Here is a 13,458-nt window from a genome sequence, read left to right on the forward strand (position 1 = left end):
GTTTGCACGGGCTACTTTGTCGCAAGGCATTGAAAGATAAATATCTTCCTGCTGCCTTGCTCCGCGTATCCGCACAAATCTGATCAACCATTGCAAACATATTAAAGGGTCCTGACCCTCATGTTACTGTCCGTGTAGAAAGCAAACCACCATCGCGATAACCCGCGGACGGAAAGGGGACTGCTGTGCGTAGATTATCAGAGCCTGACACATTTTATCTGCCCCATTTTGCCGGAGAGGTCCCTCTGTCCGGCAAGGAAAGGGCCGCAGAGCGTAGCGGCGCTACGGTCAAGGTGTTTGACGCGGCGGGGCAGAGGGATCTCTCGGCCCGAAGGGTTTGCTTTTGGCGGCGTTTAGCTTCGTTACACCGTTTGACCGATGCGCCGCATCGCTCTGCACGCTGTGCCTTGCCAAACGGCACGCCAAAAACAAACAAAATGGAGCAGATAAAATGAGACAGGCTCTAAATTATTTATTCAAATTCAGTGCCGGGCTGGCAGCCTTTTTCCTGATCGCCATCGCACTTTTGATTTTGGCCCAGTCGATTGGCCGTGTGCTTGGCATTGCCGTGCATGATGCTAATGAAATGGCTGGTTTTGCGCTTGCGGCGGGGACGTTTTTGGCGCTTGGTCCGGCATTTCGTGCCGGGACACATATCCGGGTTCAAATCGTTCTGTCGCATCTTAAAGGCGGGTTCCGTCGTGTGATGGAAACCATCACGCTGTGTGCGGCGTCCTTCCTTGGCGGGTATTTCGCATGGTGGGTGAGCGTTTTGGCCGAGGAAAGCTACTCATACGGCGATACGTCGCCGGGGGTTCTGGCCTTTCCGTTGTGGATACCGCAGGCCGCCATGGCCTTTGGGTTGATTGTTTTCACCATCGCAATGATCGAAGCACTGGTTGATACCGTGTGTGGTCGCGCGCCGGCCTTCGCCCGTGGCGAAGCCGTTGAGCTGAACGAGTAGGACCGGTCATGGATGTACTTCAAATTGGCCTGATCCTGATGGGGCTGTTGTTCCTGTTTCTGGGTGCCGGGCTTTGGGTGGCATTGTCGCTGTTTGCGATTGGTGTGTTTGCGCTGGACTTCTTTACCAGTGCGCAAACCGGGCCGATCATCGCGACAACCGCGTGGTCCAGTCTTGCGACGTGGTCGTTGGCACCATTGCCATTGTTTATCTGGATGGGCGAAATCCTGTTTCGGTCGCGGCTTTCCGAGGACATGTTTACAGGCTTGGCCCCGTGGTTGAACAAGCTTCCCGGGCGGCTGTTGCATGTCAATATTCTGGGCTGCGGTATCTTTGCCGCCGTGTCCGGGTCATCGGCGGCAACCGCGGCAACCATTGGCCGCATGTCGATCCCGGAATTGCGCAAACAGGGGTATCCCGACAAACTGATCCTGGGCACGCTTGCCGGGTCGGGCACGCTGGGCCTTTTGATCCCGCCATCGATCATTTTGATTGTCTATGGCGTGTCGGCGGAACTGTCGATTGCGCGCCTGTTTATTGCCGGTGTTTTGCCCGGTGCGATGCTGATTATCCTGTTCATGAGCTTTGTCGGCATTTGGGCAACGGTCAATAAGGACAAGATGCCGGCAGCGGAACCGAGCATTCCGTTTGCTGATAAAATCCGTGCATCGGGGCGGTTGATCCCGGTGATTACGCTTATTGCCGCGGTGATTGGCTCGATCTACGGCGGGATTGCCACCCCGACCGAGGCGGCGGCCTTTGGTGTTGTCGGGGCGTTGATCCTTTCGGGGATCAGCGGATCATTGACCCGTGAAAGCCTGATGGATGGGATTATGGGGGCCACGCGCACATCGTGCATGATCTGCTTTATCCTTGCCGGTGCGGCGGTTTTGACCGTGGCGATGGGCTTTACCGGTATTCCGCGTGAGCTTGCGGCATGGATCGCGCAGATGGATCTGTCGCCTTATGCGTTGCTCGCCGCACTGACCGTGTTCTTTATTGTGCTGGGCTGCTTCCTTGACGGGATTTCGGTGGTGGTTTTGACCACATCGGTGATCCTGCCGATGGTGCAGGCCGCAGGGATCGACCTTTTGTGGTTTGGCATCTATGTGGTGCTGGTGGTTGAAATGTCGCAGATCACCCCGCCGGTTGGTTTCAACCTTTTTGTTTTGCAGGGGCTTACAGGCAAGAACCTGTTTGCCATTGCGCTGGCTGCTTTGCCGTTTTTCTTCCTGCTGTTGTTTGCCGTGGTGCTGATTACCGTTTTCCCGGAAATCGCCACCTGGTTGCCACAGCAAATGAACGGCTGACCGGTTTGAATATCTGATCTTTCGTATCGAATTTTTTGACTACAGATGCCCAAGGAGACAGCATCATGGCTTCTCACGCCCAAAACGCCCCCGCTTCGCAGACGGCAGGACAGCCAAAATGGCAGTTCTGGATTGATCGCGGCGGTACTTTTACCGATATCGTTGCCCGCAAACCGGACGGGTCGCTTGTTACGCACAAGTTGCTGTCGGAAAACCCGGAACGCTATGCCGATGCCGCCATTCAGGGCATTCGTGAATTGCTTGATGTTCCGGCCGGTGAAAAAATCCCGGGTGAGAAAATCGAAGCGGTTAAAATGGGCACCACTGTTGCCACCAATGCGCTTCTGGAACGCAAAGGCGACCGCACCGCGCTTGTGACGACCAAGGGGTTCCGTGATTCATTGCGTCTGGCCTATCAGAACCGCCCGCGTTTGTTTGATCGCAACATCAAGCTGCCGGAAATGCTGTATGAAAGCGTGATTGAGGCCGATGGCCGCTTTGACGCGCAGGGTGAAGAACTTACCGCACTTGATCGCGACGCGCTGCGTACCGAGTTGCAGGCTGTTTACGATGACGGCATTCGTGCCTGTGCCATCGTGTTCATGCATGGGTACCGTTATACCGCGCATGAAAATGCGGCGGCCGAGATTGCACGCGATATCGGGTTTACCCAGGTATCGGTCAGCCATCAGGTCAGCCCGTTGATGAAACTGGTGTCGCGCGGCGATACCACGGTGGTGGATGCGTATCTGTCGCCGATCCTGCGCCGCTATGTTGATCAGGTCGCAAGCGAGCTTGGCGGTGTGAAACTGATGTTCATGCAGTCGAATGGCGGGCTGACCGATGCCGCGAAGTTTCAGGGCAAGGACGCCATTTTGTCGGGCCCGGCGGGCGGTGTTGTCGGCATGGTCCGCACGGCCGAAATGGACGGTTTCAAGCAGGTCATCGGGTTCGACATGGGTGGGACGTCCACCGATGTTTCGCACTATGACGGCGAATATGAACGTGATTTTGAAACGCAGGTTGCCGGGGTGCGCATGCGCGCCCCGATGATGAAAATCCATACGGTTGCTGCCGGTGGCGGCTCGATCCTGCATTTTGATGGCGCGCGTTTCCGCGTGGGTCCCGACAGTGCCGGGGCCAATCCGGGACCAGCGGCCTATCGCCGCGGTGGGCCACTTGCGGTGACCGACATCAATGTCATGCTGGGCAAGGTTCAGCCGGAATTCTTCCCCAATGTGTTTGGCCCCGAGGGCAATGAGCCGCTTGACGCCGATGCGGTGCGCGCCGGGTTTGAGGCGATGGCCTCCAAGATCAAGGACAGCACCGGACAGGTTCGGACCCCGGAAGATGTCGCCGAGGGTTTCTTGCGCATTGCGGTGGAAAACATGGCCAATGCGATCAAGCAAATCTCGGTGCAGCGCGGCTATGACGTAACGGATTATATCCTGCAATGCTTTGGCGGGGCCGGGGGGCAGCATGCCTGTCAGGTGGCTGATACACTGGGCATGACCAAGGTATTTGTCCATCCGTTTGCCGGTGTTTTGTCGGCCTATGGCATGGGGCTTGCCGATATTCGGGCGATGCGCGAACAGGCGGTTGAGGCCAAGCTTGAAAGTGGCGCACTGGCCGGTCTTGATCAGCAGCTTGATGTGTTGGCCGCAGACGCACGCGGCGAATTGCATGAGCAGGGCATTACGGATGCCAAGATCAAGATGCTCAAACGGCTGCATCTGCGTTATGACGGCACGGATACGCCGCTTATCGTTGATTTCGGCGATGTTGACGCGATCAAGGGCCAGTTCGAAGAACAGCACAAACAGCGTTACGGCTTTGTCATGAGTGAAAAGCCGCTGGTGGTTGAGGCGGTTGCGGTTGAGGCAGTTGGCGAAACCCAGAGCCTTCCTGACGCCGAAGCCAAATCTGACAACACCGATGCTGTTGCCCCCGACGCGTTGGCAACCCGTGCGGTGGTGTTTGATGGCACATCGGAAGACACGCCGTTCTATAAACGCGAGGACATGAAACCGGGGGCGACCGTGCGTGGCCCCGCCGTGATTGTCGAGCCGGTTGGCACTACCGTGATTGATCCGGGCTGGGAAGCCAAGGTCAATGCGCGCGATCATCTGGTTCTGACCCGTGTTGTGGCGATGAAACGGTCCGAGGCGATTGGCACACAGGCCGATCCGGTGATGCTTGAGGTGTTCAATAATCTGTTTATGAACATTGCCGAGCAGATGGGCGTTACGCTGGCCAACACGTCATACTCGGTCAACATCAAGGAACGTCTTGATTTCTCCTGTGCGCTGTTTGATCAGGAAGGCCTTCTGATTGCCAATGCGCCGCATATGCCGGTGCACCTGGGATCGATGGGGGAATCTGTTCAGGCGGTCATGCGCAATAATGTCGGCAGCATGAAGGCTGGCGATGTTTATATGCTCAATGACCCGTATAACGGCGGCACGCATTTGCCTGACATCACCCTGATCACCCCGGTGTTTGGCGATGATGGCAAGGATATCCTGTTCTATGTCGCGTCACGTGGGCACCATGCCGATGTCGGCGGGATCACGCCGGGCTCGATGGCGCCAAATTCGCGCATTCTTGAAGAAGAAGGGGTCTTGATCGACAACTTCAAACTGGTCGATCAGGGCAAATTTGATGAACCGGGCCTGACCGGCCTGCTTGAGGGGGCGAAATACCCGGCACGCAACCCCTATCAAAACATTGCCGATTTGCGCGCACAGATTGCGGCCAATGAAAAGGGTGTGCAGGAACTGCGCAAGATGGTCGATCACTTTGGCCTTGAAGTTGTGCATGCCTATATGGGCCATGTGCAGGACAACGCCGAAGAAAGCGTGCGGCGCGTGATCGATAATCTTGAAGGTGGCGAGTTCTCCTATGAAATGGATAATGGCGCGGTCGTAAAGGCCAAGGTCACCATCCATAAGGAAACCCGATCCGCCACGGTTGATTTCACCGGCACATCCGATCAGCTTGATAACAACTTCAATGCGCCGTCGGCGGTGACGCGGGCCGCGGTTCTCTATGTCTTCAGAACGCTTGTTGATGATGACATTCCGCTCAATGCCGGGTGTTTGAAACCGGTTGATTTGATCGTGCCCGAAGGATCAATGCTAAACCCGGTTTACCCGGCCGCGGTCGTTGCCGGGAACGTTGAAACGTCCCAGCATGTGACTGATACGCTGTATGCCGCCCTTGGTGTGATGTCGGGTGCGCAAGGGACCATGAACAACTTCACCTGGGGCAATGATACCCATCAGTATTATGAAACCATCTGTGGTGGTTCGGGTGCTGGACCGGGTTTTGATGGCACCAGTGGGGTTCACACCCATATGACCAATTCGCGCCTGACCGATCCGGAAGTACTTGAATGGCGCTTCCCGGTGATGCTGGAAAGCTTTGAAATCCGGCAAAATTCCGGTGGGAATGGTGAGTTTAAGGGCGGCAATGGCACAACGCGCCGGGTCCGTTTCCTTGAAGACATGACCGCATCGATCCTGTCAAACCACCGTCGTGTCCCCAATCAGGCGGTCGCAGGCGGCGAGCCCGGCAAACTTGGCCGCAATGCGATTGAACGCGTTGATGGCACGGTTGAGGAGCTTAAAGGAACCGACGGGGCGCAAATGCATCCCGGTGATGTCTTTATCATCGAAACCCCGGGGGGCGGGGGCTACGGCAAGGCTTGATCGTAGCACCCGTCACTTAAGATCAGTTGGGAATAGAGCCCACCAAAACATGGGTCGCCGGGAAACCGGCGGCCTTTTTTGTGTCTGATGTCATGGCAGTGTCATTGTTGGTGAAATTGACAACACTTCGTTTGTGTTGGTATAAATACCAACATGAAAGCCAATTTGCTTATGCGTGAGCGTCATCAGCTTGCGCCAGATGCTTTTGTTGAAATGCGCATTTGGCAGGTGCCGCAATCGGTGCGTGGTTCTGCGCATATGTTCAAATATGCGCTGGCTTATGTCGTCGCCGGGGAATGTGTCCTTCGCTATGACAACGAAGCTGGCAAGGGCGACCACAGGCATATTGGCGATGTTGAAATATCCTATGACTTTTCGACACCGGCGCAATTGCTGCGTGATTTCTGGGCCGATGTCGATGGATGGAGGCGGATATGACCACCGATAACACTTCCAATACGGTAACTCTTTCGGTTGCGTCGCGCGATGATGTGACCAAGCGTGCGCTTGCTGCGTTTGACGGCACAGCACAGGGGGCGCATATCTCGTTCGCATCGGTTGAGTTGCTGTGGCAAACCATGACGCCCAAACGGTGGGACTTGCTCAAAGTCATGACCGGACAGGGGGCGATGAGCATGCGTGAAGCTGCCAGGCGGGTTGGTCGGGATGTCAAAACGGTTCATGGGGATGTTCATGCCTTGCTGAATGCTGGCGTTCTTGACCGGGAGGAAAATGGCCAGATAACGTTTCCTTTTGATGCCGTGCATGTTGATTTTACGCTGACGACGGCAGCGTAAATCTGAAAATCTGGAAATCGGGCCCGCTGCGATCACGCCATATCGCACCAATTTGACAGGATGAGAGCACCGTGAAATTTTTCATATTGAACCAGCGCTATTTCGTGATCGCCAGCGTTGCGCTTTTGACAGCCGTTTTTGTGATCTGTGCTGGCGTGGTCAACAGTTGGTTCTGGGTGCCTGCCGTTATCTTTGGCGCCCTGTTGCTGGTCGGGTTTCATGACTTGCGCCAGAACAAGCATTCCATCCTGCGCAACTATCCCATAAGCGCGCATATCCGCTTTATCCTTGAAAGTTTCCGCCCGGAAATTCGCCAGTACCTGCTTGAAAGCGATCAGGATCAAATCCCGTTCAGCCGTCAGTCGCGCGGACTGGTTTATCAGCGTGCCAAGGGGGCCGAGGATAAACGCCCGTTTGGCACGATTGAGGATGTTTATAAATCGGGTTATGCCTGGCTGACCCATTCGGTTGCGCCAACCACCATTCCCGATAGCGATTTTCGCGTTCGGGTCGGGGGGCCCAATTGCAAGCAACCCTATCAGGCCAGTATTTATAACATCTCGGCGATGAGTTTCGGCTCCCTGTCAGGCAATGCGATTTTGGCACTGAACAAGGGTGCCAAGAAGGGTGGCTTTGCGCATGATACCGGGGAAGGCAGCGTTTCACGCTATCACCGCGAAGGCGGTGGTGATTTGATCTATCAGGTGGCATCGGGGTATTTCGGATGCCGCAATGACGACGGCAGTTTTTCCGAGGAAAAATTCGCCGAAACAGCCGCCGACCCGCAGGTCAAAATGATTGAGGTGAAACTCAGCCAAGGGGCGAAGCCCGGGCACGGGGGGATGTTGCCCGCGGCCAAGATCACCAAGGAAATTTCCGACGCGCGCGGCATTCCCATGGGGATTGATTGCATTTCACCCGCCGCGCACAGCACATTTTCAACCCCGATTGGCCTGATGGAATTCATCGGCCGATTGCGCGACCTTTCGGGCGGAAAACCGGTTGGGTTCAAACTGTGTATCGGGCATCGCCGCGAATTTATGAGCATCCTTAAAGCGATGCTTAAAACCGGCATCGTGCCTGATTTCATCGTGGTCGATGGCAAGGAGGGCGGGACCGGAGCGGCCCCGGTTGAGTTTGTCAATCACGTCGGCATGCCGATGCATGAGGGGCTTACCTTTGTGCATAATGCGTTGCGCGGGGCTGGCCTTCGTGAACAGGTGAAAGTGGGGGCGGCGGGCAAGATCGTGTCGGCCTTTGACATTGCACGCACCCTTGCCCTTGGGGCGGACTGGTGTAATGCGGCACGTGGTTTCATGTTTGCACTGGGCTGTATTCAGGCCCAGTCATGCCATACCAACTGCTGCCCGGTGGGGATTGCAACGCAGGATAAAATCCGCCAGCGTGCGCTTGACCCGGGTGATAAAAGCGAACGTGTGGCACGGTTCCATAAAAATACCATGCATGCCCTTGCTGAAATTACCGGGGCGGCAGGGCTTCATGATCCGCGCAACTTCATGCCCTATCACTTCATGGTCCGGCAAAAGGACAATGAGTTTGTTGATGGCAATGAAGCCTATCCGTATCTGCCCGAAGGGTTCCTTGTTGCCGATACGGAAATCGAGGAACTCCATGACTGGCATTCGCGCTGGGATCGCGCGTCGGCGGAAACCTTTGCGCCCAAGGAAATCCCGTTTGGGCCTTATAAACGGGCCAAGGACGACACGACCGAGAAAGCTGCTCAATAAGGAGGACGCCCAATGGCAGTAAAACGCATTGTGTCAAACTTCGCGGTTACGGATATCGCCAAGGCCAAAGCCTTTTATGAGGATATTCTGGGTCTTTCGACCGTCATGGATCATGGCTGGATCAGGACTTTCGCCGCATCTGGTGAAACCATGACGACACAGGTCAATTTTGCAACCGAAGGCGGTTCAGGTACTCCGGTGCCCGATATGTCGGTTGAAGTCGATAACCTTGAAGAAACACTGGGCCGCATGACGGCTTCCGGTATCGAGATTGAATATGGCCCGGTCGATGAGCCATGGGGTGTCAGGCGGTTTTACGTCCGTGACCCGTTTGGCAAGCTGGTCAATATTCTTGAGCATAAATGATAAAAAGCCCGACTGCATTGACAGTCGGGCTTTAAGATTTCTGACGTTTGTTGACGTGCGGCGCGAGATCCCCGCCTTCGCGGGGATGACGGATATATATTCGCGTGTGAAGGGGCGTCATGCCCGCGAAGGCGGGCATCTCAAGCGTTAGGCACATGCGGGACGATGGGGGTGTATGCAAGAGCGAATGCCGTCACGCTGCGCGCTGCATTTCCACCGTCGGGATATCGCGGTCGGGGACCGGGCCGGTCACAAGGAAGCCGAATTTGCGGTAGAATGCTTTGGCACGTTCATTGTGCGCAACGACGGTCAGGCGGACGTTGCTGCGCGCGCCATGTTCGGCCAGCGCATCAAGGGCGGCGATCATCAACGCCTTGCCTGCACCACTGCCGTGTGATGCCGGATCAACCATGATCCAGTCGATTTCCGGGCTTTCGTGAATGGCGATCACGTAGCCAAGAAGATGCTCGTCCGCGGTGGCGACATAGACAGAATGGTTGTCACTGCCAAGCGCATGTTGGAAAACATCGGTCGATTTGGCGACATAGGCGGCAACGGTTTTGGCCGCAGAATCCCCCATGCCTTCGATAAAATAGGTTGAATCTGTCGCGCGCTTTGTCAGGTCGCGGATGAGAGAAAGATCGTCGGCAGTGCCTTTGCGGATCTGCATTTTTTATAAAAGCTCGTGCTCGTTATTTTGGTTGGGGCGAGGGTCAGAATACATTGAATTCGTATGTCCTGACCTTTAATGACCCGGCGTTCAGTGTCGCCTAAATTTCATACCATGTGGTTAATGTCCAGACTTCTGAACATCAGATTTTTGCGTTGTTTGGCGATGGATGCCGTGCATCTGGCACTGTGACCGGGCCTTTTGGCCCTATGAGGCGGTGTTATTTACGACGGCGTTTTTTATCGCGGTACATTTCAAGATCGGTGACCGCAATCATGTCCTCAAGACTTTGATTGACCGGATCAAAAAACACCGATGCACCCGAACTGATTTCCGGTGTTTCGCGGATCGGTGTTTTTGCCTTGGGGACCGATAGTTTGGCATTGGCAAGCGCATTGCGCACGCGGGCGATAATGGTCGTCAAATCACCGCGATTGCGCACATACCCCAGAACGGCAAACTCATCACCGCCCATGCGGCCACAAATATCGACTTCGCGGATACTTTCGGTGATGGCCTTGCCAACCGCACGCAGGGCTGCATCGCCGGCGGCATGGCCGTAATCATCGTTCCAGTGTTTCATGTCATCAAGATCAATGAAAATAATCCCGATGTTGTGGTGATAGCGTTTGGCGATGCGGATTTTCTGATGGGCCAGCATTTCGAACCCGGCGCGGTTGTTCAGGCCGGTTAACGGGTCTGACATCGAAATATTGCGCATGATCTGATATTGCTCATACAGGCGCAAATCGGCCTCGATCAGGTCGCGGAAACATTCAAGAAGTTCAAGCTGACGTTTGTCATATCCGGTTGGTTTGGTGTCAAATACGCACAGGGTGCCAAACACCACGCCATTGGGCCAAAACAGCGGCACCCCGTAATAGGATACATACCCATCTTCGGTCAGTTCGGGGTTATCAGCCCAGTCGGGCTTGCCTGTGGCATCGGGTTCATAAAACGATGCCTTGGTTTGTGCGACGCGGCGGCAGTAAATGTTGCGGCTGCTCGGTTCGGACTTGCCCGATAGTTTGCGGTTGGGATTTGCGTCATTCTGGCTGGTCAAGGCGGCACGAAAGCCAAGTTTGTCATTGTATTCGACAACATAGCCCGCCGTGGCCCCCAAAAGCCCCGTCATCAGGTCAATAGCACGTTGCCATTTGTCCATTGAAGACAGCATGGCTTCATCATTTGCCAGCCAGTCCTGTGTTTTCAGGGTCACCATCGAGACTGCTTTCACTTCTTGGCGTGATCATGGAGCATCAATGGCCTTAACTGACATGTGGTGCCCCGCTATCTTCATATTTGTCTGATGAAGGTTAAGAACAAGCTTTCTTTTCCATGATTTAGGGGCAGTGGGATGTGTTTTTTGTCGTCGTGGGCAGTTCAATAATCTGTATTTCCGGTTTGTCGGTCAGATTGTTGCCCCTTTTACTTGCGATTGCAGGAGACAGGTTTCAAACTTGACCGGATTTTCCAATTGGCCGAACCAAGATTGATTAAAGATAAAACAGGAGACGCCCCGATGGCAGACGTGATCGATTACACGATCCATGGTGAAGAAATGCAGTTGGTGGAGATCGAACTTGATCCGGGCGAGGGGGTTCGGGCCGAAGCCGGGGCCATGATGTATATGTCCGACGGCATTGCCATGCAGACTGGTACGGGCGGCGGCATCTTTTCCGGCTTTAAGCGCATGCTGACCGGCGAGGGGTTCTTTATCACCAGTTTCGTGCATGAAGGTCAGAACAAGGGGCATGTTGCCTTTGCCGCCCCGTATCCGGGCAAGGTGGTGCCGCTTGATCTTGCGACCTATGGCGGGGAAATCATTTGCCAAAAGGATGCTTTTCTGTGTGCGGCGGCGGGCATTGATATTGATATCGCCTTTTCCAAGAAAATCGGGGCCGGGTTGTTTGGCGGCGAAGGATTTATTCTGCAACGGCTGACCGGTGATGGGCTGGCGTTTGTGCATGCCGGGGGCACGATCATTAAAAAGGAACTGCAACCGGGGCAAACACTTCGCGTCGATACCGGTGCGCTGGTGGCACTGACCCCGTCGGTGGATTATTCGATCAAGTTTATTGGTGGCTTTACCAATGCGCTGTTTGGCGGCGAGGGGCTTTTTGTCACCACCCTTGAAGGGCCGGGGACGGTTTGGTTGCAAAGCTTGCCGTTTGCGCGGCTGGCGGACCGGATTGCCGCAGCCTTGCCGCAAGATCGCAATAAGGGGTAATTCCCGCGTGCTGAGACGGACAATGGATCAGGCTGCTCACCATATGGTGGGCGGCTTTTTTTGCATTTTCTGGGTAAAAGGTAATACCAATTTCGACCATCTCGGCGTAGGGTGGGCGAAATCATTTAAGGTCGCCCGAGCAGATCGATGGTCCATCCCCACATTCAAATGGGCCATTGTGCGTTCAGGCAAACCTGATTGCCACCCGGACCAAGGGGGCAAAGCCCCGAAAATACGAGGAACGTCATGTCGGATCGTCAATATGAACGCATTGAAACCCCGGAAAGCCTGATCAGCACCTTGCGCGAGATGCTTGGAGATCGGCTTTCGACAGCGGCGGCTGTGCTTGAGCAGCATGGCAAGGATGAAAGCTGGCACGCGGCATCCCCACCCGATGCGGTGGTTTTTGCCACCACGACCGAGGAAGTCGCCGAGGTGGTCAAGCTGTGTGCGGCGCATGAGGTTCCGATTGTGCCGTTTGGCGTTGGATCGTCGCTTGAAGGCCATGTTGCGGCCTTGCGCGGGGGGATTTGTATTGATCTGTCGCGCATGGACGCGATTTTGGAAGTCAATAACGAAGACCTTGATTGCCGGGTTCAGGCGGGTGTCACCCGTGAGCAGCTTAATGATCATTTGCGTGATACCGGTTTGTTTTTCCCGATTGATCCGGGGGCGAATGCATCCATCGGCGGCATGACGGCGACCCGTGCATCGGGCACCAATGCGGTGCGCTATGGCACCATGCGCGAGAATGTGTTGAACCTGACGGTGGTGACACCCGATGGGAAAATCATCAAGACCGCCAATCGGGCGCGGAAATCATCGGCGGGTTATGACCTGACGCGGTTGTTTGTCGGGTCCGAAGGCACCCTTGGTGTGATCACGGAAATCGCCTTGAAGCTGTATGGCATCCCCGAGGCGATGTCGGCGGCGGTGTGCGTCTTTCCGTCGGTTGCAGCCGCGGTTGATACCACGATCCTGACCATTCAGGCGGGTATTCCGGTCGCACGCATTGAGTTTCTCGATGAAATGCAAATCCGGGCGATCAATAAATATTCCAAAACCGATCATAAAGAAGCGCCGACCTTGTTCTTTGAATTCCATGGTACGGATGCCGGGGTGAAGGAGCAGGCGGAATTTGTGCAATCGGTTGCCGAAGAATTCGGGGCCGAGGAATTCCAGTGGGCGACCCGTCAGGAAGACCGCAATAAACTGTGGGCGGCACGCCACAAGGCATACTACGCGTCGCTGCAACTTGAACCGGGCAAGGCCGGGATGCCGACCGATGTTTGTGTGCCGATTTCAAAACTGGCCGAAGCGATTTCCGAAACCCGTGCCGATTGTGATGCCAGCCCGTTGACCTGCACGATTGTTGGTCATGTCGGGGATGGTAATTTCCATACCCTGATCCTGCTTGATCCCAGTGATCCTGATCAGATGGCCGAGGCAAAGCGCCTTCATGACCGGATGGTCGAACGTGCGCTTAAACTGGGCGGGACCTGTACCGGGGAACATGGCATTGGCTATGGCAAGCTTGATTTCATGGAAGCCGAGCACGGGGCGGATACGATTGCGCTGATGCGTGCGCTTAAAACCGCGATTGACCCCAAAGGTCTGATGAATCCGGGGAAGCTTATTCCCGGTCTTTGATATCATCAGACTA

At 55.2% G+C, this 13,458-nt stretch carries 11 protein-coding genes; 9 read left to right on the forward strand and 2 right to left on the reverse strand.

Translation table 11 applies throughout. The annotated features are described in order from the left end of the window. The first annotated feature begins 451 nt into the window (after window positions 1-451). The 7 genes from AMM48_RS14705 to AMM48_RS14735 all read left to right on the forward strand — a co-directional run bounded on the left by AMM48_RS14705 (window position 452) and on the right by AMM48_RS14735 (window position 8,895). On the forward strand, window positions 452-964 hold the full coding sequence (locus AMM48_RS14705) for a TRAP transporter small permease (RefSeq protein ID WP_028791633.1): 513 nt from the start codon (window positions 452-454) through the stop codon (window positions 962-964). Window positions 965-972: 8 nt separating this feature from the next. Next, window positions 973-2,274, forward strand: a complete 1,302-nt coding sequence (locus tag AMM48_RS14710) for a TRAP transporter large permease subunit (protein WP_102784658.1) — start codon at window positions 973-975, stop codon at window positions 2,272-2,274. Window positions 2,275-2,339: 65 nt separating this feature from the next. After that, complete coding sequence (locus AMM48_RS14715) at window positions 2,340-5,984, forward strand: hydantoinase B/oxoprolinase family protein (RefSeq protein ID WP_102784659.1); 3,645 nt, start codon at window positions 2,340-2,342, stop codon at window positions 5,982-5,984. 153 nt (window positions 5,985-6,137) lie between these two features. Then, window positions 6,138-6,422, forward strand: coding sequence for a DUF6516 family protein (locus AMM48_RS14720; RefSeq protein ID WP_102784660.1), 285 nt, complete (start codon window positions 6,138-6,140; stop codon window positions 6,420-6,422). Beyond that, a complete protein-coding gene (locus tag AMM48_RS14725; protein WP_022732938.1) occupies window positions 6,419-6,781 on the forward strand; it encodes a transcriptional regulator in 363 nt (120 codons plus the stop codon). Before AMM48_RS14720 ends, AMM48_RS14725 begins: the two co-directional genes overlap by 4 nt. Window positions 6,782-6,852: 71 nt before the next feature. Beyond that, window positions 6,853-8,529 carry an FMN-binding glutamate synthase family protein gene (locus tag AMM48_RS14730; RefSeq protein WP_102784661.1) on the forward strand — a complete coding sequence of 559 codons (1,677 nt, stop codon included), beginning with the start codon at window positions 6,853-6,855 and terminating at the stop codon, window positions 8,527-8,529. A 12-nt stretch (window positions 8,530-8,541) separates the two neighbouring features. Then, on the forward strand, window positions 8,542-8,895 hold the full coding sequence (locus tag AMM48_RS14735) for a VOC family protein (RefSeq protein WP_102784662.1): 354 nt from the start codon (window positions 8,542-8,544) through the stop codon (window positions 8,893-8,895). 193 nt (window positions 8,896-9,088) lie between these two features. Here AMM48_RS14735 and AMM48_RS14740 read toward each other — a convergent pair whose 3' ends face one another. Then, the gene (locus tag AMM48_RS14740) at window positions 9,089-9,565 is read right to left on the reverse strand and encodes a GNAT family N-acetyltransferase (RefSeq protein WP_102784663.1); all 477 of its coding nucleotides are present in this window, start codon (window positions 9,563-9,565) and stop codon (window positions 9,089-9,091) included. 220 nt (window positions 9,566-9,785) lie between these two features. Beyond that, entirely contained in the window at window positions 9,786-10,787 is a 1,002-nt protein-coding gene (locus AMM48_RS14745) for a sensor domain-containing diguanylate cyclase (protein WP_244271243.1), read from the reverse strand. A gap of 300 nt (window positions 10,788-11,087) precedes the next feature. Between AMM48_RS14745 and AMM48_RS14750 the strand changes: the two genes are divergently transcribed. Continuing rightward, window positions 11,088-11,795: a TIGR00266 family protein gene (locus AMM48_RS14750; protein WP_101299649.1), complete on the forward strand. Its 708-nt coding sequence runs from the start codon at window positions 11,088-11,090 to the stop codon at window positions 11,793-11,795. A 246-nt stretch (window positions 11,796-12,041) separates the two neighbouring features. Next, on the forward strand, window positions 12,042-13,445 hold the full coding sequence (locus tag AMM48_RS14755; RefSeq protein ID WP_102784664.1) for an FAD-linked oxidase C-terminal domain-containing protein: 1,404 nt from the start codon (window positions 12,042-12,044) through the stop codon (window positions 13,443-13,445). Window positions 13,446-13,458 lie beyond the last annotated feature (13 nt).

Source organism: Thalassospira sp. GB04J01, from assembly GCF_000751115.1.
GTDB classification, from domain to species: Bacteria; Pseudomonadota; Alphaproteobacteria; order Rhodospirillales; family Thalassospiraceae; genus Thalassospira; species Thalassospira lucentensis.

Coding starts and splice junctions, on each gene's coding strand:
- AMM48_RS14740 (WP_102784663.1), bottom strand. CDS start 9,565: ATGCAGATCCGCAAAGGCACTGCCGACGATCTTTCTCTCATCCGCGAC.
- AMM48_RS14710 (WP_102784658.1), top strand. CDS start 973: ATGGATGTACTTCAAATTGGCCTGATCCTGATGGGGCTGTTGTTCCTG.
- AMM48_RS14745 (WP_244271243.1), bottom strand. CDS start 10,787: ATGGTGACCCTGAAAACACAGGACTGGCTGGCAAATGATGAAGCCATG.
- AMM48_RS14725 (WP_022732938.1), top strand. CDS start 6,419: ATGACCACCGATAACACTTCCAATACGGTAACTCTTTCGGTTGCGTCG.
- AMM48_RS14705 (WP_028791633.1), top strand. CDS start 452: ATGAGACAGGCTCTAAATTATTTATTCAAATTCAGTGCCGGGCTGGCA.
- AMM48_RS14755 (WP_102784664.1), top strand. CDS start 12,042: ATGTCGGATCGTCAATATGAACGCATTGAAACCCCGGAAAGCCTGATC.
- AMM48_RS14735 (WP_102784662.1), top strand. CDS start 8,542: ATGGCAGTAAAACGCATTGTGTCAAACTTCGCGGTTACGGATATCGCC.
- AMM48_RS14750 (WP_101299649.1), top strand. CDS start 11,088: ATGGCAGACGTGATCGATTACACGATCCATGGTGAAGAAATGCAGTTG.
- AMM48_RS14715 (WP_102784659.1), top strand. CDS start 2,340: ATGGCTTCTCACGCCCAAAACGCCCCCGCTTCGCAGACGGCAGGACAG.
- AMM48_RS14720 (WP_102784660.1), top strand. CDS start 6,138: ATGAAAGCCAATTTGCTTATGCGTGAGCGTCATCAGCTTGCGCCAGAT.